Source organism: Granulicella paludicola (genome assembly GCF_025685545.1).
Lineage (GTDB): Bacteria > Acidobacteriota > Terriglobia > Terriglobales > Acidobacteriaceae > Granulicella > Granulicella paludicola.
Genome location: NZ_JAGSYC010000025.1, coordinates 57,805 through 81,171, shown reverse-complemented (window position 1 = coordinate 81,171; position 23,367 = coordinate 57,805). Strand labels below are relative to the sequence as shown.

The window sequence follows — 23,367 nt, the reverse complement described above, 5'->3', positions numbered from 1 at the left end:
TCTGTTGTTGGAGATGAACTTGCTGACCCACCCGGCCGTACAACCCACAAAGCGAGAGCTTAGAGAGGCTGAACGTCGGAGGCCTGCCAGCCCTTGGGTCCCTTCACCACGTTGAACTGAACGGCCTGACCCTCTTGAAGGCTCTTGAAGCCGTTCGAGTTGATTGCCGAGTAGTGAACGAACACATCCTCACCGTTCTGTCTGCTGATGAAGCCAAAACCCTTGGCGTCGTTAAACCACTTCACTGTTCCCTGTTCCATGTCTCGCAAATCCTTGTGTGATTGACTTTTTTGACGCTGATTCAAATACGGGTTTCGGCTACCAGCAGTTGCAGAAAACCAATCTGTTTCAAACGATGTCGAGATGTTAGCACGAAGGCCCATTTTTCCACTCTTTTTTTTTACATGGATTCGTAACCCCTATCTCGTCCATTTCAAGGGCCAGAAGAACACCTGAGACTTTCGGAAATACGCAAAGAAAACCGGCGATCCCCAAGGATCGCCGGTTTCATTTGAACTTGTTGTTACAGGACTACACCTGCGAACCAAGGTGCGCGTGGACGATATCCTCTGCCTTCGTCAGCACCTGCTCCAGCGTCAACCCCGTTGAATCGAGGATCACTGCATCCTCTGCCGGCTTCAAAGGAGAATCTTCGCGATTCCGGTCGCGGGTATCGCGCTCCTTCAACTCAGCGACAATCGCCGCCTCAGTCGCGACATGCTCCGGCTCACTGCCCGGCATCACCTGCCGATAGCGCCGATTCCCTCGCACCTCAGGTGCCGCATCGAGAAAGATCTTTACCTCAGCATCGGGAAACACCACCGTGCCAATGTCGCGGCCTTCCATCACCACACCGCCAGCCTCACCCATCTTGCGCTGCTGCTCCACCATCCATACCCGCAGCTTCGGATGCACAGACACCTGCGAAGCCGCCGAAGTCACATCCTTTTCGCGCACGCGCCGCGATACATCGAAACCGTCCAGCAGCACGATGTTGCCCTCACGCTGTGGTTGCAACGTGATCTTCGTCTGATCCGCAAGGTCCAGCAGAGCCGCTTCGTCCTCAAAGCCAAGGTCGTGCTCGATCGCTTTCAACGCAAGCGCTCGATACATGGCTCCCGTCTCCAGATTCAAAAACCCGAACCGCCTCGCAAGATGAGCCGCCATGGTGCTTTTACCTGCACCTGCGGGTCCATCGATCGCGATCACCGGCTTCTCTCGCCGCTTAATCTCTGTTGCTGCACTGCTCATGCTTGAAAACGACTCCTGCTAACGTGTGAGGGTGCCGACGTCGAACGCCGGCACCACTCTACTCCTTATTTAGCTACTCAGGCCGCTTGCGCGAAGAGAATCCGCCGGGCTTCTTTCCACCGAACGGCTTCTTGAAGCCGCCACCGCTGCGTGCCTTGAACGGACGCTTGCCTTCGCCGCTATCCGTCGGAGGAACCCAAGGGTCCTTCGTGAACTTGCGCTTGTCCGCATCCGCGGCTCTCGGCTTATGCGGCCGCTTTGCCAGAGTTCGTTCGACCGGCGCGCCCTCAGGCAGCAGGTTCGCATCAGGAGTGCGCTTCACAAACGGACGCTTCGCGAATCCTGGCTTGGAGAACGAACGGCCACCGCTTTCTCGCGGCGTAAACGGACGCTTTTCCCCAAAGCCACCACCCTCCGTCTTTCGAGGGCTGTAGGGGCGCTTCTCGCCCGAATCCGTCTTGCTCGCAAACGGCTTCCGCTCGAACGGCTTCTTCTCGTACGGCTTCTTCTCAAATCCACGGCTCGGTCCGTCAAATGTGCGTGGCTTGAACGCCGGACGCTCACCATCCTCGCTGGTACGCGGCGTATAAGGACGCTTCGCGCCGAACGCGGGCTTGCTGCCCGGGAAGCTCGTCGCTCCAGCATTCGCCTTGCGCTCATACGGCTTGCGCTCATACGGCTTTTTCTCAAACGTTTTGCCAGCACCCTCATATGAACGAGGCTTGAACGCCGGACGCTCACCATCCTCGGTGGTGCGCGGCGCATAAGGCTTCTTCGCGCCAAAGCTCGGCTTGGATCCGAAAGCAGGCTTTGAACCATACGCCGGCTTCGAGCCAAAGGCGGGCTTGGAACCATACGCAGGCTTCGCACCGAACGGCTTCCGAGCAACCGGCTTGCCATCGAACGTCCGCTTCTGGAACGACTCCGTGGCCTTGCGCGGCGGCGTACGACGCTCCTCAGGCAGACCCTTCTGTTCGCGCGTACCCAGCGGCTCTCGGTCTTCCTTCTCGGGGCGGCGGAACTTCGTGAACGAATCAGCAGGAGCCTTCGCGGCGCGCGGCTTGCGATCTTCGTCCCACGGCTTCGTAAATCCAGCTTTCGCCGAGTTCGGATTTGCAGAGCGCGACTTCAACGAGCCCTCGCCGTCCTTCTTGAAGGGACGACGCTCGCGATCCGGTCGCGGAGTTGGACGATCTCCAAACGTTCCCGCAGGCTTGCGCCCACGAGCTCCTGCCGTCGCAGGGCGCTCGCCAAAGCTCTTCGCCTTCACCGCCTTGCCGCGGAACTCATTCGGCGAAATCTTATCGCTGGCAAAGCTGCTGATGCGGCCCGTACCAATCTTCTTCGGCTTCGGCAGGGCATCACCCTCAACCTCGACACCCTCTTCGCCTTCAGCAACCACCGTCGCCGCAAACTCCGGCAGTGAGCCAGGAATGACGATCAGCGTCTTGCCCTCCACCGTCACCGTCTCCAGCTGCCGGCCCGAGGTCAGCGCACGCAGCACCTCGCGCACGCGCGAGCGAGCCGTCAGCGGCGAAAGATACGTTGCGATCTCTTCTTCAGTCGCCGTGATCGCCTGCTGCAGATATAGCGAGATCAACGCCGACAGCGCCGAAGGCACACCGGCATTCGCTCCCGCCTTGATCGCCTTCGTAAACCGGCGCGTCGTCAGCTCCCACAGCGTCGTGCCGGAACCCTGATCCAGCAGCGGCAGTACGCGCAGCTGGCCCCAAAGCTCGATCAGTCCACGCTGGATAGCCGTCTCCGTCACTTCGCGGCCCAGCTCGTTAGCCAGCTCTGCAGCCGACATCGCGCCCTTGCCCTTTTCAGCCGCTGCCAGCACCTCATAGATATGAAGGCTCAGCGGTGACACCGAAATCGCTCCCGTCAGCGAAGGTGGCTGCTTCCAGTTCTTATCGCCGCGCAGCGTGAACACGTAGCTGAACACCTGTGCCGACACCACGAAGTCCGCAATGTCGCCGGGTCCACCCAGCAGGTTCAACGGAATCGCCACGCCATCCGCCACCATACGGGCCAGCAGGTTCCGCGCAGCCGCTGTCTGGGCCGCCGTCGGAGCATCGTTCGCCGCTCCCAACGTGGCTTCCACCAGCGAAGGCGCGGGCGTCGGCAGCTGCGCTGAACGTGGAGCGAACAGCACGATACCGCGCTCCGCAATCCATGTGCGCGCTGTCTCGAGGGTCAGAATCGCATCCCCACTCTGGTGCCATGCTGTGGCCCGTGCAGCCGCTAACTGCGTCGTATCAAACTCTTGTATTGAACTCAAAATTTTCCTCTTCACTTGCCTGCGCTTCAAAACGCGACACTAGCCCTCGCCGTAGCGAAGGCACTTGGAGATCCTCGAATGTGCGGGTAGAGCGATGCGCAACCTATATGCGCTGAAACGCCCGCTGGATGTCTCTTAAAGAATACCGCAATGCAATGGGTCTGCCATGCGGACAGCTCGTAGGATGTGCAGTTTTCCCAAGTTCGCGCAGCAGCCAGTCCATCTTCGCCGGCTCCAGAGGCATATTCACCTTAATCGCAGCATGGCAGGCGATCGAAGCCGCAATCCGCGTCCGCCGCAGCTCCTCGTTCTCCACCTGCGCCGACTTCTCCGTCGCGCCCAGCAGTTCATCGAGCACCCGCTCCAGTTCCCTGCCCTCCAGCCCCACCGGAGCCGCCTTCACCGCCAGCGTGCGCGGCCCGAACGGCTCCGCCTCAAATCCGTTCCGCTCCAGCTCTTCAGCAATGTCCGCAAAGATCACCATCTGCTCCGGCAGCAACTCAATCAGCACCGGCATCAACAGCCTCTGCCGTTGCACCGCCTCCACCTTGCGTTCCCGCAAAATCTTCTCAAACAGCACGCGCTCATGCGCGACATGTTGATCGACGATCCATAAGCCCTCTTCATTCGTCGCCAGGATGAACGAATCTCGCAGCTGTCCCAGCGGCTTCAACGAAGCCAGCGCATTCAGCGTCGGCTGCTCTTCGGCACCGTCACCACTCTGGGTGCCCCATGTCCCGTCTTTGGGACGTGGGTTTGCAGAATCTTCGTCCCCAACTGGGTCATACCCCACCGCCATCCCCGCTCCCTCAAACCCCAGCCGCCCCGGCGACATCGGCATCATCCGCTCACGCAATTCGAACGCCGCCACATCGCCCGGCTCGATGGCTCCCTCGCTCTGCGCTACCATCTGCTCCTGCAGAAACGCACTGGGCTCATACGTCGCCTGATCCACGCCCGGCAGTGGCGACACATCCACCATCAGCGACGAGCTCGCCGTAGGCGCCGAATGTAACGCCTGTAGAAACTCCGCCGCAGGCCGCGCCTTCATCAACGCCGTCCTCACACTGTCGCGCACAAAATCATGCACAAAGCTACCTTGCCGAAACCGCACCTCGGTCTTCGCCGGATGCACATTTACGTCAATCTCCTGCGGCGGCATCTCCAGAAACAGCAGCACCACCGGATACGACGTCGGCGGGATGATGTTCCGATACGCCTCGGTAAACGCGTGCAGCACCAAGCGGTCGCGAATCAGCCGTCCGTTCACAAACACGTAGATCGAATTCCGATTCAGCTTCTGCAGCTCCGGTTTGCTCACAAACCCACTCAGCCGCACAAATCCCGGCGTCGGCGGCTCATAGTCCTCAGGCCGCTTCCAAGGCGGAGGCTCAGGAATTCCGGCCCGCGCAAAGTCCATCTCCGCAGCCACCGGAATCAGACGCTCGAAGGTCTCGCGCCCAAAGATCTGAAAGAGCCGCTCCCCTGCATTCGCCACCGCAGGCGCCACGAGCAAAGCCTGCGTCGCCGAGTGCAGCTCAAAGTGCTTGTCCGGATGCGCCAGCGCATAGTGCGTCACCAGCGCCGCCACATGCCCCAGCTCCGTCTGCTCCGCGCGCAGAAACTTCCGCCGTGCCGGTGTATTGAAGAACAAATCCCGCACAGCAAACGTGGTCCCCACGGGCAAACCTGCGTCCTCGACGCGCAGCATGTTCCCACCGGCAATCTCGATCACCGTACCCGCGTCATCCTCAGCGGCGCGCGTCTCCAGCGTCACCCGCGCCACGGACGCGATCGAAGGCAGCGCCTCGCCGCGAAACCCCAGCGTAGCAATCGACAGCAGATCATCCGAGCTGCGCAGCTTCGAAGTAGCATGACGTTCGAACGCCAGCAGCGCATCATCGCGCCCCATGCCATGCCCGTTGTCGACGATGCGAATCAGCTTCCTCCCGCCACCCTCGATCTCCACCCTGATCCGCGTAGCCCCGGCATCGAGCGAGTTCTCCAACAGCTCCTTCACCACCGACGCAGGTCTCTCGACCACCTCACCGGCAGCAATCTGGTTCGCAACTTGATCGGAGAGGACGCGGATCTTGCCCATGCCCTGATTCTAGCCACCCTCACCTGTGGCAAACCGGGTCCTAACCGCCTCTTGTCTCACGCTGTCAGCTTTAGTATGTCCTCGATCATCTTCACCACAGTCTCCGGCTGCTCCTGCGGCGGACAATGGCCGCCCCCCGCCAACTTCCGCAGCTCATAGTGCCCCGTGAACATCTTGTGCATGCCCTTCGAAGACGACGGCGGGTTTATCCGATCCTCTTCCCCCTGAAATCCGATGGTCGGCACCTTGATCTTTGGCTGCTCCGCGAGCTTCTTCTCCAGTGCCTCCAGCTTCGGATCACCCGCGGCATTTCCGTAGCGATGCCGGTATGAATGAATCACCGTCGCCACGAAATCCCCATTCACAAACGACCGCGCCGTCTGTTTGAACAGAGCTTTATCGAACTCCCACGTCGGCGACCACATCCGCCACAGCTTCTCTGCAATCTCCTTGCGACAAGCCTCCAGCCCACACCGGCCCCGCTCCATATTGAAGTACCACTGATACCACTGCTGGTGCTCCAGCTCCGGATCAGCGGGCGTGTCCATCGACTTCGCAATATCCTGAATGGAATACCCGCCTTGGCTCACCAGTCCTCGGACTCGTTCCGGCCAGAGCGCCGCCACCACGCACGCAGCGCGCCCACCCCAGTCGTAGCCAACCAGCGTTGCTTTCTCGATCTCAAGTCCATCCAGCAGTTCGCGAACGTCGTTCCCCAGCGCCGCCTGCTGGCCCGTCCGAAATGTCTTCTCAGAGATGTAGCGCGTAGCCCCAAAACCGCGCAGGTATGGCACTAGAATCCGCCGCTTGCCGTCCGCAATTCCGTTCCTCACACCATCGAACGAGCGCGGGTCATACGGAAAACCATGCAACAACAGGACCGGCTCCCCATCAGCCGGTCCTGTCTGTTCTACTGCGATCTCAAGCGAACTCGAACGCACCTTTAGCATCTTCATAGAGCATCTCCCAACTGTCAGCAGTGTCTTCGCTGACTCGTCCAGTTGCTGAGATGCCCTGCAAAGCAGCCCTGCTTCTATCGATCCCCAATCACGTGTAGCCGCATGAAATTCGTAGCTCCGGTTTTCGTAGCCGTACCGGCCACGATGCCCACAACCTGCTTCGACTTCACGTAGCCACGCGCTTCGAGCATGTCCTCCGCCGTCTCCACCAGCTTGTCCGTGCCGCTGAAACGCGGGCACAGAATCGGCCACGTACCCCACAACATCATCGTGCGCTGCACCACGCTCTCATCCGGGCTGAACGCATAGATCGGCGCGTCCGGTCGGTACTTGCTCAGCAGCCGGGCCGTATTGCCCGTCTCCGTAAAGATCGCGACAGCCGCCAGATCCAGATCCTGCGCCGAGTGCGCCATACATTCGCAGATCGTCTCCGGGATCGTCATCAGCACGCGCGTCCCATGCGGCTTCAGCGCCAGCTTCAAAGCAGGCTGGGCCCGCATCGCTGCTTCGCTCTCCACCACGATCTTCGCCATCATCGCGACCGACTCCACGGGATACTTGCCCGCCGCAGACTCAGCCGACAACATCACCGCATCCGTGCCGTCATAGATCGCATTCGCAACATCGCTCGCCTCGGCGCGCGTCGGTCGCGGATTCTCGATCATCGACTCCAGCATCTGCGTCGCCGTAATGACTGGCTTGCGATACTCCACCGCGCGGCGAATGATGTGCTTCTGGATCGCCGGCACCTTCTCCGGCGGAACCTCCACACCCAGATCGCCACGAGCCACCATGATGCCGTCTGAAGCCTCAAGAATCGAGTCCAGGTGGTCGATCGCCTGCGGCTTCTCCAGCTTCGAGATCACCCACGCATCCGAACCAAGCTGCGCAATGCGGCTCTTCACGTAGCGAACATCGTCCGCAGTCTGAACAAAGCTCACAGCGATCGTCTCGCAGCCCTGCTTGATCGCAAACTCCAGGTCTTCCTCATCCTTCTCCGTCAGCGAAGGCACCTTGATTGCCACACCCGGCAGGTTGATGCCCTTCTTCTCGCCCAGCAGGCCGCCGTTGATGATCTCCGTCACCACGTCCTGGCCCTGCACCTCAACCACACGCAGCTCGATCAGACCGTCCGACAACAGAATCTGCGTCCCCGGCACGACGTTCTCTGCCAGCGTCGTAAACACCGTGCTCACGCGTTCGACCGTGCCTTCAATCTGCTCAGGAGTAATCGTCAGGCGCTTGCCTGCCTCTAGCATCACCGGCTTGTGGTCCACCAGTATGCCTGTACGGATCTTCGGCCCCTGCAGGTCCGCAAGAATGCAGATCGGCTTGCCTTCCTCGGCCGAAACCTTGCGAACCATCGCGATCAGCTCGGCCTTCTGCTCGTGCGATCCATGCGAGAAGTTCAGCCTCGCCACGTCCAGCCCGGCACGCACCAGTTGCCGAAACATTGCCTCCGTGCTCGTAGCAGGCCCCAGTGTGGCCACAATCTTTGCGCGACGCAGAACTTCGATCTTTCCCTTTTCAACGGCTTCCATGTACTCGCTTCTTCCTTCCCACACGGTAAACACACACCCAAAGGGCTGGCAGCATACTGCCCCAACCCACATACGTCTGTCATCTTACTCAAACGATTTTCACACTCGACCGCTACTGGAAACGTCAGGGTTCCCAACGATCGCAGAGTAAGCAGGGAGTGCAACAGCGGCTCATACCGCGTTTCTAATCCCTGATCCCTACTCCCTAATCTCTGTCTCTCTAGTCTACCTGTCCCACCGCCAAAGCCGACCAGGCAGCTTCCACAGCAGCTCGCTCAACGCCGGATCGCGCTGCTCCACCGCCCGCTGCGCATTAAACTCCGCCCCGATCAAAATGCTCAGCGCGATCAAATACAGCCACGACATCAAAGCGATGGCAGCTCCCAGCGACCCATATACCCGCGAGTAGTTCGCAAACCGCGTCACATAGATCCCGAACACCAGCGTCGACACGAACCACAGCACCGTCGCCACCATCGCCCCCGGCAGGCTCGCACTCCAGCTCCAGTCCCTGCGCAGCAGCTGCAGCGGCCCGTTCGTCAGCACATCGCTCACCAGCGGCTCAAAGTACTCGCGCATCCCCCGTGTCATATCCGTCCCGAGGTGATAGATCACGGCGATCAGCCCCACACTTCCCGCCAGCGCGACCGTCCATCGCACCAGAAACGCCACCACAAATACCGTCGGCTGCAGCTCCGGTGCCACCAGCCCGGCCAGCCATCGAGTCATAATGTGCCCGAACACCACCAGAGCACTCGCCGCCGTCATCGGCAGCAGGCTCAGCGGCACCAGCATCAACGCCCGCCACCGCATCGGCCAGAAGCTCTTCCGCAGCAGCGGTAGCTTGTACGCCCGCCGAAACCCTTCCATCAGCGTCGCCATCACACTCGTTGCGCCCGTCAGGCTCACCACGATCGAACCCAGTAGCGCCGTCCCCGCATGCTGTGTGTGCCCCGACTGCACAAAATACACCTCCAGCAGCGGACTCACATTCGAAGGCAGCACCCTGCCAAAGAAAAACGACATCTGCGAACGGAACGGCGCCGAATCCGGCAGCAGACTCACCAGAGCCGCCGCCACAATCAGCGCCGGAAACAACGCAAACATCGCCGAGTACGCCGTGGCCTGCGCCACATTCAAAGCATCGTGCTCCACCGCCGCAGCCGCCGCCCGCCTTAGCGTCTGCGTTACATGCACAGTCGTCCGCAGGCAAGCCCCGCCCGCCTGCGTCACCCCTTTGCTCGCTTCAGCTACTCGCACCTAACCAGCATAGTTCGTCTTCTTCCCCGTGCCACCAAACAAAATGGCCCGAAGCATTAGCCCGGGCCATCTCGCTACCATGTCATCCTGAGCCGAAGGCGAAGGACCTGCTTCTCGGCCTACTTCTTCCACTTGTTCAAAAACGCCGTCAGCGAGCTCGACTGCATGTACCGCATATCCGAAAACTCATTGTCCTGCGCCACGATCACCTTGCCGTAGCCGTTGATCACCGCCAGCGCCGGAACGCCATGGACCGGAACGCCGTACTTGTGCGCGATGTCCAAGTTCGCATCCTCGCGACCGATATTCACCTTCACCTCGATGAAGTGTTTATCGACAATCTCTTTATTCGGGCTCTGGTGAAAGTAGATGTCCAGCACCTGGCAGTCACCGCACCAGTCCGCACCGAAGTCGAGGATGACTCGCTTATGTTCCTTCCTGGCCTGCTTCAGCGCCGCCGCCACATCGCCCGGTGCAGCCGCGATCTCCGGATAAATGTGCTTGCCCGCCACATACGGAATCACCGGCGTCTTGGAAGCCTTCGCCGCCGCATCCACACCCGGCTGTGTCATCTGTGCCCCGGCCACCGCCGTCCCCGCCACTGCCACCACTACCCATACAAACTTCGTTACCTGATTCATCGTGATCTCCCTGGAATGTTGCGCGTGTCTTGTTGTTTCCGCCTGACTGCTTGCATGCGTCAACTCAGACCCGACAACATCGCACTACATTCATCGTGTCCATCGGAAGATCCGCCTCTCTCGGCAACTGACAACATCCAGTTTATCCTGAGCTACTTAGGACGCGCGAATCGGCTGCAACGATGCAAAATTAGGCTCATTCCGCGCCACAAGACGTAACGATTCGGTCAAATCCCGTGCTTCCAAAACGGTGCTTCACCCTATCAAGCGGCTTGTCGAAGACAAGCTGACCTATGAATCTCTATCCCTGAGCAAACGCCTTCAGGCATAGAACCGACACCCCACACCCACACAAACACTTTCTGAGTTGTCATTCCGCAGCGAAGCGGAGGAATCTGCATTTTTCGTTCGCAAGGATTTCTGCAAGACAGCGATACGACTCCTGACGATAAGCCGACATATCGGTACTGATCTTAGTAAGCTTGCTGGCGTGGCTTAGCTCTCTACGGTTTCAACGGGTGTCCGTTGTCATCCACCAAGATGGCAGGTCGCTTAGAGATCAGATTAAACGAATTCCCATCCCAGACATACCAACGGTCAGCCGAGTCTTCTTCGTTTAAACTCCCGATGATGTGGATGGCTTCGCTGTTTCGTTTATATGTCAGACGTTCGCCAACCTCTCGGTTCTGCGACACCGTTGCTGGAAAGAACGTCACCCTGCCCGTGAACGCGTCGATCACGGCAAACGATAGGCATCCGGAACCACACCCCCACACCGCCACTTCGTAGTGACCTGCGAAGACAACACCCTTCGCGACGCCTTCGCGGATCCTCGTTCGGAACTCATGTGCGTCGTGGGAGGATAGGATCGGTGGTGACGGTCTACCTGTGAAGGTGCTTCTTACTTGATACTTAGGAAACAAATCAAGAGGGCCTGATGTTTCGCTTTGTGCGAATGTGTGCTCGGCGTTGGGCAGCAGCGCGAACACGCAGAGCAACAAGATCGGGTTCTCTGAGACCCTCATCATAATCGAACGAACCATGACGCCAGTTTAGTAGTATCGAGCAGTACGGCGAGAGTCTGATATTCGGAATTTGATGGTTAAATCCTCATAAACGCCCTTCAACGTTAGCTCGTTCTCGAAAGTCGGACTTTGGCAACTTCGACACCGACAACGAAACGCCTGACAGCAAGGCCTGTAGGCGTTTCGTTGTCTCCCCTCTTGTAATCCCTACTTCCCCGCAGGCTTCTCCAGATGTCCGCCAAACTCATACCGCATCGCCGATAGCAGCTTGTTCGCGAACTCCGCCTCATTCCGCGAGCTGAATCGTTCATACAGAGCCGCCGTCAGGACCGGCGTTGGCACGCCTTCATCGATACCCGCCTTGATCGTCCAGCGGCCTTCGCCGGAGTCCGAAACCCGGCCGCCAAACTTCGATAGCTGCGGATCTTCAATCAGCGCAGCCGCCGTCAGATCGAGCAGCCACGAAGCGATCACGCTGCCCCGGCGCCACACCTCAGCCACCTCCGGCAGATCGAAGTCATACTGATACAGCTCCGGACTCCGCAGCGGCGTCGTCTCCGCATCGATCTCGTCCACATGCTTACCGATGTTCGCTCCCTTCAGCACATTCAGCCCCTCTGCATACGCCGCCATCATGCCGTACTCGATGCCGTTATGCACCATCTTCACGAAGTGCCCCGCACCGTTCGTCCCGCAGTGCAGATAGCCTTCTTCGGAGGTCCCCTGACCTTCCTTACGGTTCGGTGTACGGTCAATATCGCCAATCCCCGGAGCGATCGTCTTGAAGATCGGATCGAGATGCTGCACCGTCTCCTTCGACCCACCGATCATCATGCAGTAGCCGCGATCCAGCCCCCACACACCGCCGCTCGTCCCGACGTCTACATATTCGATCTTCTTCTCAGCCAGCTTCTTCGCGCGGCTGATGTCGTCGATGTAATACGAGTTACCGCCATCGATCAGGATGTCCCCAGCCTCAAGATGCGGCTCTATCTCCGCGATCGTCTTCTCCACCACCCCGGCAGGCACCATCATCCAGATCGCCCGTGGCTTGGACAGCTTCCCAATCATGTCTTCCATCGAATCGGAACCGGTCACGCCCTTCTCGGCAGCCAGCGCCTCAACAGCCTTCGGCGACACATCGAACACCACGCACTCATGCCCATGGGCAGCAAGTCGTTTCACCATGTTGGCGCCCATGCGGCCGAGTCCTACCATCGCTAGTTGCATGATCTCTCCTGTTGTTTTCGTCTGACAGGTAGGATGTCCGCAACAACATCATGGGTGCCCACTACAGCGGCGATCGCAGATGAATATCGACTACTTCATCGCTGACCGCGACGAAACTACCTTAACCGGCATATGCTGTCTGACATGTCGCGCGCCCATCTCCTCCTCGCTCTGACTCTCCTCGTCCCCGCCGCCTTCGCCCAGAAAGCCTCCGAAGCCCCCAAGGTCGATCCCCCGCCCCAGGGCTATGAGGTCATCACGAACCTTTGGCCGGAAGGCTCGGTTCCCGGCGCCGTCGGCACCTTTGAAGCCGACGCACCTCGCCTTTACGCCTTCCCTGCCGCAGGCAAAGGCCCGCATCCCGCCGTCATCGTCCTTCCCGGCGGAGGCTATACCCATCTGGTGATGGAAGGCGAAGGTGGGCAGGAGGCCCGCTGGCTCCGCGACCACGGCATCTCCGCCCTCGTCCTCCAGTACCGTCTCTGGCCACGCTACAAGTATCCCTACCCGCTGCTCGATGGCCTCCGCGCCGTCCGCATGGTGCGCGCCCACGCCAAGGAATGGAACATCGATCCCAACGCCGTTGGCGTCTGGGGCTTCTCCGCCGGAGGCCACATGGCCGGATACCTCGCTACCGCCGCCAACCCAGCACCTGAAGATGCTTCAGGCACCCACGACGCGATCGACAAGCTATCCGCCCACCCCGACTTCGCCATCATCAACTACGGTCGCCTCGACCTCGATCCCAAGGTACCCGGCACCTTTGGCATGGCCACCCTCGTTGGCCCCGATGCCCCGCAGTCCCTGGTCGACACCGTGAATCCGATCCTGCACGTCACCGCCAGCACCTCGCCCACCTTCATCTACGCCACCGAGCACGATGAGAAAGTCAACTCCCTCAACGCCACCCACTTCTTCAACGCCTTGCAGCAGGCCAACGTCCCCACCGAACTCCACATCTTCGAACTCGGCCCCCACGGCACCCACATGGGGCTCACCCCCGACGGCAAACCCATGCCCAAATCTCCCGAACTCGCCGTCTACCCGCTACTGCTTCAGCACTGGCTCGAACTCCACGGCTGGATGCCAGCACAGGAATAAAACTCCCCCTCGCGTCACGATAAGATTCGGCATCCAACCGAAGTATGAAACTTGATGACGTAGAACAGACACTCCCCAATAAACCCAACTTCGGTCTCGTCTTCGGCCTCGCTGGCGCAGCGATCCTCGTCTTCTTTGTGCTCGCCTTGATCTTCCTTCACTTCGACGGCAGCCACCTGACCTTCCGCCACCACTACAGCCATCCAACCTCAAGCCTGACGCCTCTTGCCCCCGTCGGTCTTCGTCAAGTCCCGCCTACTCGCCTGGCCTGATCGCCTTACTGATCGTCCGACGCGTAATACCCATCGCGCGTCTGGATGCGGTTCTTCTTGTTCGCATCCGCGTTCTTCAGCTCCAGATCAATCTGGTGATACCCGTACTTTGCCCCATCGGCGTCCGGCGTAAACCCGATCCGGTACTGCTGCCGTAACTCTTCGCCAATCTGCGCCAAGATGTCATCGACAGTCAGCTTCTTGCTTACCTCGAAGACCGTTCCGCCGGTCTCGCCACAAAGCCGCTCCAGCACCTGTTTGCCATCGACACGCGGCTTGCGGCTGGGCTCTGTACGCCCATTGGGAGTATTCCCGCCGCCGTTTCCTCCTCCATTGCCGCCGCCCCCCGGATACCCACCTCCCCCGGGATAGCCGCCACCGCCTGGATACCCGCCACCGCCTGGATAGCCACCTCCGCCGCCGCCCGGAAATCCAATCCCGCGATGTCCTCGGTTGCCATTGTCCTGCTGCGGCTGTTCCTTGCCCTTGTAGTACACCGCATACACCACCGTGTCCGACTTCTGAGCCGCCTCTACCGCATCCGTCAGCGACTCCTTGCTGCCTTGGTCTACCCCATCAGTCAGCAACACCAGAGCCCGCCGTCCCTTCTCCTTCGCCTGCACCTCGGTCACCGCCAGATACACAGCGTCATACAGCGATGTCCCTCCGCGACGCTCGCGCCGCCCCTCGCTGTCGATGGTGTCCGTATCCGTGTTGTGAAACGTCGGGCTCTCCGTGCCCAGTTCGTCGAGAGCCTTCTCCAGCCGCGCCCGCTTCTCCGTCACATCCTGCAACAACTCGATCGGCTTGGCGAACTGAATCACAAACGCCTTGTCCGCCGGTCGATACCCCTTGTCCTTCTCCGACTCCCCAACCGCCGGCATCAGCGTCTTCTCCAAAAACGCCTGGCTGCCACGCTTCTCGTCTTCGAGGGCATCGCGCTGCGATCGGCTCACATCCACCAGCAGCCCCAGCGTCAGCGGAACATCCGTGTCGTGATCGAAGTACTTGATTGTCTGCACATGCGCGCTCTCGGGCTTGTCCTTGATCGACCGCCCACCGGCCTTCAGCACAAAATCGTCCTTCGTCAGGTCGTTGACAAGCTTGCCCTTGTTGTCATGCACGACAACCGAAAGCACCACCAGCTTCGCGCTGACCGAGATCTTTCCCTCCGCCTGCGCCGGCGGAGGATCAGGACGCTTCTCCAGAACAGGCTTGTCCTGCGCAAACGCAACACCGGCAACCAGCAACAAGGACAGCAATGACGAACGCACACTCACCTCACGCATACGAGTGTAGACGGGAACCCCTAAGCCGAGGTTGCGCCACCTTCTTGCCTGTATAGCAAAATTGCTATACATTCAGGCTGTGGCTACCGCAGAGCTTCCAAAGCCCGCATCCATCTCCTGGGAAGGTGATTCCTGGAAGGTGCTCAAATCCTGGCCAAAGACCATCCAATGGGACTTCGGCAACTCCCTGCGCGAGATGCAGTTTGGTCGTCCCGCGCGTCTCAACGTCCGCCCTATGCAGTCCATTGATCAAGGAGTCTTCGAGCTCAAGGACTCTGACGAAAAGACCTGGTATCGCATGGTCTATCTTGCGCGGATTCACAACACGATCTACATCCTTGACTGCTTCGAGAAGGACACCGCGAAGACAGAACGCAAGGACCTTAATACTGCTCGCACCCGCCTCTCCGTTGTACGCCAGCGCCTCCAGGAGCAACGCCGCCATGAAAAACTCAGCAGCAAATAACAAGCCAAGCCACGTCACCTCTGGCGATATCTTTGACGATCTCGGCTTCTCGCCTGCGGATACCCTCGAAGCCAAAATCAAAGCAGACATCTGGCAGGCAATCGTTCGTTGTATAGAACAGCGAAGCTTGACCCAAATCGAAGCGGCGGTGTTGCTCAAAGCCCATCAGCCGGACATAAGCAACCTATTGCAGGGGAGATTTTCTAAGTTCAGCATCACGCGGCTATTGCAGTTCGCAGGACGGCTAGACCTCGACGCCAGGATCGAAATCTCTTCACCCAGAATTGCAAAGCCAGGGCTAACGATGAAGGCCTCCGCAGCCGCGCGAAGGCCTTCGAAAAAACTGCAACCAGCATAACGCTGCTACTCGTCCGTCTCCTTCAGCTTCGCCACAATGCTGAAGTCCTCCAGCGTCGTCGTATCGCCCGTCACCGTCCCAGTCGACGCCAGCTCCCGCAGCAGCCGCCGCATGATCTTGCCCGACCGCGTCTTCGGCAGCATCTGCGTAAAGCGCAGGTCGTCCGGTCGAGCCAGCGAGCCGATCTCCTTCGCCACCCACTGCCGCAGCTCCTGCTTCAACTCGTCTGTCGGCTCATGGCCTTCTTCGAGCGTCACGAACGCAGCGATCGCTTGGCCCTTCAGATCGTCCGGTCGCCCCACCACGGCAGCCTCGGCCACTTTGCCATGCGCCACCAGTGCCGACTCGATCTCAGCGGTCCCCAAACGATGCCCGCTGACGTTGATCACATCGTCCACGCGGCCCATCAGCCAGAAATAGCCGTCCGCATCACGCCTCGCTCCATCGCCCGTAAAGTACTTGCCCGGAATCTCTGAGAAATACGCCTGCTCATACCGCTCCGCATCGCCCCAGATCGTACGTGCAATCGAAGGCCACGGCTTGTCGATGATTAGCAGACCGCCCTGCCCTAGCGGCACCTCATCGCCTTCCTTCGTCACCACCTTCGGCACAATCCCGAAGAACGGCTTCGTCGCTGATCCAGGCTTCGTCGCCACCGCTCCCGGTATAGGCGAGATCAGGATCGCGCCCGTCTCCGTCTGCCACCACGTGTCCACGATCGGGCAACGTTCCTTGCCAATCTCCCGGTGATACCACATCCACGCCTCTGGATTGATCGGTTCACCCACCGTGCCGAGCAGCCGCAGCGAGCTCAAATCATGCTTCGTCACCCAGTCGTTGCCCCACTTGATGAACGCGCGGATCGCCGTCGGCGCCGTGTAAAACACACTCACCTTGTGGTCATCCACAATCTGCCAGAACCGGTCGTTCTCCGGGAAGTTCGGAGCTCCCTCATACATCAGCACGGTCGCACCGTTCTGCAGCGGCCCGTACACCACATAGCTGTGCCCGGTGATCCAGCCGATGTCCGCGGTGCACCAGTACACATCTTCGTCATGCAGATCGAAAATGTACTTCGACGTCAGGTACGTCCCCACCGAATACCCACCGGTCGTATGCACCAGGCCTTTCGGCTTCCCTGTCGTCCCGCTCGTATACAGGATGAACAGAGGATCTTCCGCATCCATCGGCTCCGCAGCACACTCAGCCAAAACCTTCGCCATCAGCTCATGCCACCAGAGATCGCGGCCATCCTTCATCGCCACAGTGGTCTTAGGCTGGCGTTGGTACACCACCACATTCCGCACACCCGGACAGCGCTCCATCGCCTCGTCCACAATCGCCTTCAGCTTTATCTCGCCACCCCGGCGGTAGCTGATGTCCTGCGTCACCACGATCTGGCAGTCCGAATCCGCCACGCGGTCCGCAATCGCATGCGCCGCAAACCCGCCAAAGATCACCGAATGCACCGCACCGATCCGCGCACACGCCAGCACCGCAATCGCCAGCTCCGGGCTCATGCCCATATAGACGGCCACGCGGTCGCCCTTCTTTACACCCAGCCCCTTCAGCACATTGGCAAACTTCTGCACCTCCACATGCAACTGGGCAAACGTCAGCTTGCGGACCTCCGTCTTCCCGTCCACATGCGGCTCGCCCTCCCAGATCAGCGCCACCTTATCCTTGCGCGAGCCCAGCGCATGACGGTCCACACAGTTATGCGAAAGGTTCAGCTTGCCACCCGTAAACCACTTCGCATGAGCACCGCTGCCGTCCATCACCTTGTCCCAGGGAGCGAACCACTCCAGCTCGCTCGCAGCCTCGGCCCAGAACGTCTCTGGTTCCTCGACACTGCGCTTGTACATCGCATCGTACTCAGCCTCGCTCTTGATCCAGGCCTTCTCGCTGAACGCCGATGGCGGTGGAAACAGGCGGTCTTCCCGCATCAGCGATTGAAAGTTGGCGTTTTCGGGCGTGGCAGTTCCATGCGACATGAGGCTTCAAGGCTCCTTCTGAATAGCGGACGTGGCTATCGGTTGGGTTCTCACTGGGGTTTCGTGTCCCATTTCGGTACACAACCCGGACTGTCCGATAACAGCCCGCACAAGCACGGTACGTTATTCGGAAGAGGACAGGCAATATGGTCCTTAGAGCACTGTTCCCAAATGCGACACGTGACATGATGAGAACGTGACCCTCGGCGCAACCCTGATCGGCTTCTTCCTTGGCTTCGCCTTCGGCGTCGGCTGCGCTCTCGCTGTCATGTACTCCATCTACGCGGGGGGTTATCGCGCCGCCGTCCGCGACTCGCTCCTTCCGGATCCACCCGAGCAACTCACCAAAGCCCTCGCAAAAGCCCGCGGACGCTTCCCAGTCACCAAAAATTAACGCTGCTCGAGTTAACGCTGCTCGATCTCCCGCCGCAACGCCGCCACTTCGTTGCTCAGCCGGTTCAGGACGTCCATCATCTCGTGCCGCTCGACGCTATCCATCGATGGCAGCTTGCCCTGCACATAAAACGTTCCATTCGGCTCCAGCACGCACGATTCCACCTGGGACGGATCGTTGAAGCCATTCTTGTTCAGCACCGAGATCAGATCCTCATGGGACAGAATCTGCCGCTCCATCTCTTTCTTGTTCACCACGCCGTCTTTGATCAGCGTCGTCGAGCTTCCCTCAAGCACCCTCGTCAGCTTCGGTGACTTGAACAACACCTTTGCCAGCAACCAGTTGACCGCCAGCAGCGTGAACGCTCCCACAAGCCCTCCACTCACCGAGTTATCGTCTCCGATGATCGCGTTCTGCACCGTATTCGACAACGACAGCAGCACCACAAGGTCGAACGGATTCAGCTGGGCCAGCTCCCTCTTCCCAAAGATTCGCAGAAATCCGACCAGGCACAGGTACACAATGATCGGCCGGAGAATCTTCTCCAAAAGAGGGATCGGCAGGTGAACCATATCCTGCCAGACGTGCGACATAGTATGCATGAAATGTGTCTCCAGTACCATCGTTCTATAGGGGTAAATTCGGGTCACTTTAGTCATATGGTTCAGACTTAGATACTTAGTGTAGAAACGAACCATTGAGTTTCCACAATTTCGTGCCATGCTTATCGTTGAGACGCTCCTCCAGCATTACAGAGGTCGAGCGGCGATCAGGGTTCGAAGCGGACGCCTAATACAAATAAGTTGAAATAGAAATCCGGCCAGGCATGTTGGAAATCCACAGCGTTGCCGATGACGTTAACAGCGTTAGACACAGTTGTGGCGATCTGCAACATTTTTTGTCCAAACCGGGTAGCACCTTAGTTTGGGGCTTTTTACTGACACACGAGAAGGATATTTGACCTGAATGCCTAAGCCACTACGCAGCGCGGACCCTAACCCGAGAGACACACAGTTCACCAACTTTGGCGTGTTGGATGACGGCCAGCGCAGCAAGAGCGCCGCGTTCATCTCCATCGGTATCAACGTCTCCATTTTGTTGACCGTCGTCATCCTGGGCCTGCTCGTCAAGAACAACCCGGTCGCAGCCAAAAAGCTCGCCGAGATCTACCTGCCGCCCCCGGCCCCCAAGCCACCACCGCCGCCGCCGCCGCGCAAGCCGCCGGTCATGCCGCCGACTCCCAAGGTCCTCCCCACTCCGCCCAAGATCGTCACCCCCCCGCCGCCGGAAAAACTGCCCGAGATCGTAAAGTTGCAGCCCATCCCGAAGCCGGTAGCTCCGACGCCGGAGATCAAGGTTCTCGCTCCGCCCGCTCCCAAGATCGTCAACTTGGGTAACCCGTCGGCTGCCCGCGTCCCGAATAACGATCCCCACCCCAGCGCCGTCAGCATGGGCAATACCACCAGCCCCGTCAATCCGACCGGCCCTGCCGTCTCCAACATCAGTCTTGGCCGCGGCGTTCCCGGTATGAGCGGGTCGGGCAGCGGTCCGCACGCTACGGCTGTCAGCATGGGTAACGGCCTCCCCGGCGGAACCAACCTCAACGGCCGCACCTCCTCCGTCACCGCCGTCAAGCCCGTCACCATCGGTGGCACGGTCGCTCCGCCGTCGGCTCCCAAGGTCGCCTCAGTCGCCGGTGCCGTCGCCTCGCCCCCCAAGGTGCTCTACAAGCCCACGCCGACCTACACGGCTGAAGCCAAGTCCATGCACCTCGAAGGCAACGTCTCTCTCAAGATTCGCGTAACGGCCAACGGTTCTGTTGAAGTCATCAGCGTCGTTCACGGTCTCGGTCACGGCCTCGACGAGTCTGCACGACAGGCCACCATGGCAACGCGCTTCAAACCCGCGGTCGACGGCGAAGGCAGACCGGTCGATTGGGAAGGTACCGTGGTCGTCAACTTCCAGTTGAGCTAAAACCCTCGAAAGTAAAGGCTCAGTCCAACGACTGGGCCTTTACTTTAGGAGGTCAAAAAAACACATTATTTCAAGGGATGTGCTGCAGTTCACGGTATCCTTATGGCAATCCATTGGCTGGCGTATCGTTTCTTGCGAGCGGATAGCCAACTTCCTGAAAGGTTTCCCGCCGGGGCAGTCGTACCACCTAAGCTTAGGAGTCTAAAACACTTATGAATCTCAGGACGAAATTCACTGTATCTATTGCCGTTGCTCTTGCGTTTGCACCGTGCCTTTCCGCTGCCGCCTTCCCCTTGGGGAAGAAGAAACCGAATGAGCAGGAAGTACGCAAGCTGACGCCTGCCCAAAGCGCCCTCATCGACAAGGCAGTCGCGCGCGAAGCCATCGTCGTCAAAACGATCAAGGACCGCACCCCCATCGTCGAGACCTACATCCAGAACATGCGCCCTGATCCCGTCATGGGTCAGTCGCCCGACGCCGACCTCCACTTCCTCGGTCGTGTCGACTTTGGACGGGTCATCAATGACACCGCCTACGCTCGCGGCGATCGCCAGGAGGGTGGCAAGAAGAACCTCTTCAAGCACTCCCTCGGCTACCTCACCGGCCTCTCCAGCGCGCTGCACCTGACCTACCATGAGTCCGGCTTCGTGCAGATGCTGCTGGTCGATAGCAAGGACTTCAACCGCCAGACCTACACCTTCTCCTACCTGCGCAACGACTTCCTCGGCACCGTGCCGACCATGGTCTTCGACGTAGCGCCGACTAAGCACAATGCCTTCGGTCGCTTCTCCGGCCGTATCTGGATCGAGCGCAACGGTGGCAACATCGTCCGCTTCAACGGCGACTTCGACGGCGGCACCGCCAACCGTCAGTTCTTCCACTTTGACTCCTGGCGTACCAACGTCCAGGAAGGTCTGTGGATGCCGACCTCGGTCTACTGCGAAGAGACCGATCCCAAGAGCCCGACACATTCGCTCGAGTTCAAGGCCGTCAACTACATCTGGGGCTACAGCCTGAAGGTCCCCTCGAAGGATGCCGACGAGGCTTCCCTGCAGGTGGAAGGTGCTGTCGACGAGTCCGCTCAGGCCTCCGACGTCAGCCCGCTGCAGGCCTCGCGTGAGTGGGTCCAGCAGGCTGAGGACAACGTCATCGACCGCCTCTTCATCGCCGGCCTGATCGACGCTCCCAGCGACTTCGACAAAACCCTCGCTGCCCTCGCCAACAACATCCTGGCCTACAACAACATCCCCTCCACCCGTCCGCTCAAGGTTCGCACGCTGCTCACCGAGCCGCTTGAGTCCGTCGCGATCGGCAACACCATCCTGCTCTCCAAGAGCCTGATCGATACCACCGCCGTCCAGACCACCGATGGCGCGCAGCAGATGGGCAACCTGAACGCAATCCTCGCCTTCCAGGTCGCGCACATCATCCTCGGCCACCACATCGACACGAAGTACGCCTTCTCGGATCGCCTCATGTTCCCAAGCGAGTCGTCTTTCCAGAAGTTGCCGATGCACCACACCGATCAGGACAACGAAGAGGCAGCCAAGAAGGCCATGGAACTCCTCAGCGTCAAAGATCTCTCCGACGGCCAGCAGTACTTCAGCCTCTACCTGCAGCAGCTGCAGGCACGCCTGAAGGGCCTCAAGGCGCTCACCGATCCTCAGCTCGGCGACAGCCTCCTCAAGCAGGACGGTACCTTCTGGATGCAGGCTATGGTCGGCAAGGGCGGCAAGCTCAACAACACCGACCTGAAGCAGCAGGGTGCGATGCCTCTGGCAGCCTTCCTCCGCTTCGATCCGTGGACCGATCAGGTGATCCAGATGCACAGCGCATACGAGCCTCTCCTGAGCGCCCGCGATAAGCTACCGTTCGAGATTACCCCGGTTTATCTGAAGCTGAGCTACTGGCAGCCGCCTGCGGATCCTGCCGCAGCCCCGGCACCGGCAGCCGCTCCAGCAGCAGCGCCGACCTCCTCCAACGAAGCTCCCGCGGCTCCGGCAGACACCACCGCCACTACGGGAACCGCAGCTCCTCCGCAGCTCTAAGTCTGGCTGCCCTAACTACAACCTGCTTGACTTGAAGCCTCGCCAACCGCGAGGCTTCAGGTTAAGCAGATAAATCGGGTCTTCGGACCACACTGACCGACTTTGCCGGAACTGCCGATACATGTAGTGATGGCTCCTCCGGGTTACACCCCTTTGGCGTTATATTCAAACCCCGAAGGTTGGGTCATGATGATACGAGGGGTGGCGCAGACCGCTTCCGCTACACTGAGAACTAACTTCCAAGACTGAACATTGGAGCGTCCCGTTGAAACGTCTCATTTTTACTTTCCTTGCTTTAATTGTTGGCTCTCATCTCGCATCTGGTCAGGCCAAGCTCACGGCTACCCGTACCGGCGACCTCCAGGTCGGCGGCGGCTTCGTGTATGACTTCCCTGACTACTCAGAGCACAAATTCTACGGCTACGCCATCTACGCCGATCTCGACGTCGGCGAGCACTTCGGCATCGAGGGCGAGTTCCGTAAGGCGCACGATACGACTCCGATCATCGGCGGCGGTGCCAATACGCCCCAGTCACAGCGCAACATCGAAGGTGGCCTGCGCTACCACCGCACCTACGGTTCCCGTGAGGCTATCAAGCCCTACGCCAAGATGATGTACGGCTACGGCACGATGCAGTATCCTCCTTATGCTCCTCCTGCCAACCAGAACATCTCCAACGGTTCGGCGGGCTACCAGTTCATCGCGCCCGGCGGCGGTTTGGACTACGTCATCACCCCCCACATCGTGCTGCGTGGCGACCTCGAATACCAGATGTGGTTTGCCCGCACCGACCCCGGTCTGGGCTATGACACCTACAACGGCAAGGGTGGTCTGCCCAACGGCCTCACTCCGATCGTCTACACCTTCGGTGCCGCCTGGCGCTTCGGCTCCGGTCAGTACATCCCCCATGGCAACCGCAACGGCATGTACTAAACCGCAGCTACCCCTCAGCAAGAGAAGGCCGGTCCCCTCGGGGCCGGCCTTCTTACTTTGCTGTCAAGCCCCTGTCACCCTACTCAGACCCTCAAACCTAACAAAATAAGCAGCTTGGCTGCGCGAAGAAAACTGCATGTTCTCTGGCCCCGGTTGCTATCATTAAGGTAGGTGGAGAGAAGGCTGCAGACATAGCCGTTACAGCCCTTTCGCAGTGGCTCCCGAGGTGGGTACCAGAGACTTCT

General features: G+C 59.6%; 21 protein-coding genes. 8 read left to right on the top strand and 13 right to left on the bottom strand.

From position 1 onward, the window contains the following. Nucleotides 1–59 precede the first annotated feature (59 nt). From OHL14_RS12255 to gnd, 10 genes are all read right to left on the bottom strand, one after another. Nucleotides 60–260 (bottom strand): cold-shock protein, encoded by a 201-nt coding sequence (locus OHL14_RS12255; RefSeq protein ID WP_013581125.1) that lies wholly within the window; start codon nt 258–260, stop codon nt 60–62. A 271-nt stretch (nt 261–531) separates the two neighbouring features. Then, nucleotides 532–1,251, bottom strand: a complete 720-nt coding sequence (gene cmk, locus OHL14_RS12250; RefSeq protein WP_263379642.1) for a (d)CMP kinase — start codon at nt 1,249–1,251, stop codon at nt 532–534. Nucleotides 1,252–1,324: 73 nt separating this feature from the next. Then, on the bottom strand, nt 1,325–3,535 hold the full coding sequence (locus tag OHL14_RS12245) for a hypothetical protein (protein WP_263379641.1): 2,211 nt from the start codon (nt 3,533–3,535) through the stop codon (nt 1,325–1,327). A gap of 103 nt (nt 3,536–3,638) precedes the next feature. Further along, nucleotides 3,639–5,636 (bottom strand): DNA mismatch repair endonuclease MutL, encoded by a 1,998-nt coding sequence (mutL, locus tag OHL14_RS12240; RefSeq protein ID WP_263379640.1) that lies wholly within the window; start codon nt 5,634–5,636, stop codon nt 3,639–3,641. A gap of 56 nt (nt 5,637–5,692) precedes the next feature. Continuing rightward, nucleotides 5,693–6,592: an alpha/beta fold hydrolase gene (locus OHL14_RS12235; protein ID WP_263379639.1), complete on the bottom strand. Its 900-nt coding sequence runs from the start codon at nt 6,590–6,592 to the stop codon at nt 5,693–5,695. A 77-nt stretch (nt 6,593–6,669) separates the two neighbouring features. Next, nucleotides 6,670–8,136: a pyruvate kinase gene (pyk, locus tag OHL14_RS12230; protein ID WP_263379638.1), complete on the bottom strand. Its 1,467-nt coding sequence runs from the start codon at nt 8,134–8,136 to the stop codon at nt 6,670–6,672. A gap of 225 nt (nt 8,137–8,361) precedes the next feature. Beyond that, nucleotides 8,362–9,396, bottom strand: coding sequence for a YihY/virulence factor BrkB family protein (locus tag OHL14_RS12225; RefSeq protein ID WP_263379637.1), 1,035 nt, complete (start codon nt 9,394–9,396; stop codon nt 8,362–8,364). A 119-nt stretch (nt 9,397–9,515) separates the two neighbouring features. Next, nucleotides 9,516–10,037 (bottom strand): thioredoxin family protein, encoded by a 522-nt coding sequence (locus OHL14_RS12220; RefSeq protein ID WP_263379636.1) that lies wholly within the window; start codon nt 10,035–10,037, stop codon nt 9,516–9,518. A gap of 503 nt (nt 10,038–10,540) precedes the next feature. After that, on the bottom strand, nt 10,541–11,080 hold the full coding sequence (locus OHL14_RS12215) for a hypothetical protein (protein ID WP_263379635.1): 540 nt from the start codon (nt 11,078–11,080) through the stop codon (nt 10,541–10,543). Nucleotides 11,081–11,269: 189 nt separating this feature from the next. Continuing rightward, nucleotides 11,270–12,292, bottom strand: a complete 1,023-nt coding sequence (gene gnd, locus OHL14_RS12210) for a phosphogluconate dehydrogenase (NAD(+)-dependent, decarboxylating) (RefSeq protein WP_263379634.1) — start codon at nt 12,290–12,292, stop codon at nt 11,270–11,272. A 144-nt stretch (nt 12,293–12,436) separates the two neighbouring features. On the opposite strand from gnd, the gene OHL14_RS12205 reads away from it, so the two are divergent. Together OHL14_RS12205 and OHL14_RS12200 are read left to right on the top strand one after the other, a co-directional pair. Next, entirely contained in the window at nt 12,437–13,393 is a 957-nt protein-coding gene (locus OHL14_RS12205; RefSeq protein WP_263379633.1) for an alpha/beta hydrolase, read from the top strand. A 44-nt stretch (nt 13,394–13,437) separates the two neighbouring features. Continuing rightward, entirely contained in the window at nt 13,438–13,665 is a 228-nt protein-coding gene (locus OHL14_RS12200; protein ID WP_263379632.1) for a hypothetical protein, read from the top strand. A gap of 5 nt (nt 13,666–13,670) precedes the next feature. Here the strand turns inward: OHL14_RS12200 and OHL14_RS12195 are convergent, their stop codons facing one another. Beyond that, the gene (locus OHL14_RS12195) at nt 13,671–14,954 is read right to left on the bottom strand and encodes a VWA domain-containing protein (RefSeq protein WP_263379631.1); all 1,284 of its coding nucleotides are present in this window, start codon (nt 14,952–14,954) and stop codon (nt 13,671–13,673) included. A gap of 79 nt (nt 14,955–15,033) precedes the next feature. Between OHL14_RS12195 and OHL14_RS12190 the strand changes: the two genes are divergently transcribed. Both OHL14_RS12190 and OHL14_RS12185 read left to right on the top strand, forming a co-directional pair. Next, on the top strand, nt 15,034–15,420 hold the full coding sequence (locus OHL14_RS12190; RefSeq protein ID WP_263379630.1) for a type II toxin-antitoxin system RelE/ParE family toxin: 387 nt from the start codon (nt 15,034–15,036) through the stop codon (nt 15,418–15,420). Further along, on the top strand, nt 15,398–15,778 hold the full coding sequence (locus OHL14_RS12185; protein ID WP_263379629.1) for a helix-turn-helix domain-containing protein: 381 nt from the start codon (nt 15,398–15,400) through the stop codon (nt 15,776–15,778). The genes OHL14_RS12190 and OHL14_RS12185 overlap by 23 nt, the downstream gene beginning before the upstream one ends. 5 nt (nt 15,779–15,783) lie before the next feature. Here OHL14_RS12185 and acs read toward each other — a convergent pair whose 3' ends face one another. Then, the gene (gene acs, locus OHL14_RS12180) at nt 15,784–17,772 is read right to left on the bottom strand and encodes an acetate--CoA ligase (RefSeq protein WP_263379628.1); all 1,989 of its coding nucleotides are present in this window, start codon (nt 17,770–17,772) and stop codon (nt 15,784–15,786) included. A 196-nt stretch (nt 17,773–17,968) separates the two neighbouring features. Here acs and OHL14_RS12175 point away from each other — a divergent pair, with 196 nt between their 5' ends. Further along, nucleotides 17,969–18,166 carry a hypothetical protein gene (locus tag OHL14_RS12175; RefSeq protein ID WP_263379627.1) on the top strand — a complete coding sequence of 66 codons (198 nt, stop codon included), beginning with the start codon at nt 17,969–17,971 and terminating at the stop codon, nt 18,164–18,166. 11 nt (nt 18,167–18,177) lie between these two features. Here the strand turns inward: OHL14_RS12175 and OHL14_RS12170 are convergent, their stop codons facing one another. Beyond that, nucleotides 18,178–18,768 carry a DUF421 domain-containing protein gene (locus tag OHL14_RS12170; RefSeq protein ID WP_263379626.1) on the bottom strand — a complete coding sequence of 197 codons (591 nt, stop codon included), beginning with the start codon at nt 18,766–18,768 and terminating at the stop codon, nt 18,178–18,180. Between the two features lie 364 nt (nt 18,769–19,132). Here OHL14_RS12170 and OHL14_RS12165 point away from each other — a divergent pair, with 364 nt between their 5' ends. From OHL14_RS12165 to OHL14_RS12155, 3 genes are all read left to right on the top strand, one after another. Further along, complete coding sequence (locus OHL14_RS12165; protein WP_263379625.1) at nt 19,133–20,140, top strand: energy transducer TonB; 1,008 nt, start codon at nt 19,133–19,135, stop codon at nt 20,138–20,140. A gap of 212 nt (nt 20,141–20,352) precedes the next feature. Beyond that, nucleotides 20,353–22,188 carry a hypothetical protein gene (locus OHL14_RS12160; RefSeq protein ID WP_263379624.1) on the top strand — a complete coding sequence of 612 codons (1,836 nt, stop codon included), beginning with the start codon at nt 20,353–20,355 and terminating at the stop codon, nt 22,186–22,188. 265 nt (nt 22,189–22,453) lie between these two features. Beyond that, a complete protein-coding gene (locus OHL14_RS12155) occupies nt 22,454–23,122 on the top strand; it encodes a porin family protein (protein ID WP_263379623.1) in 669 nt (222 codons plus the stop codon). Nucleotides 23,123–23,367 lie beyond the last annotated feature (245 nt).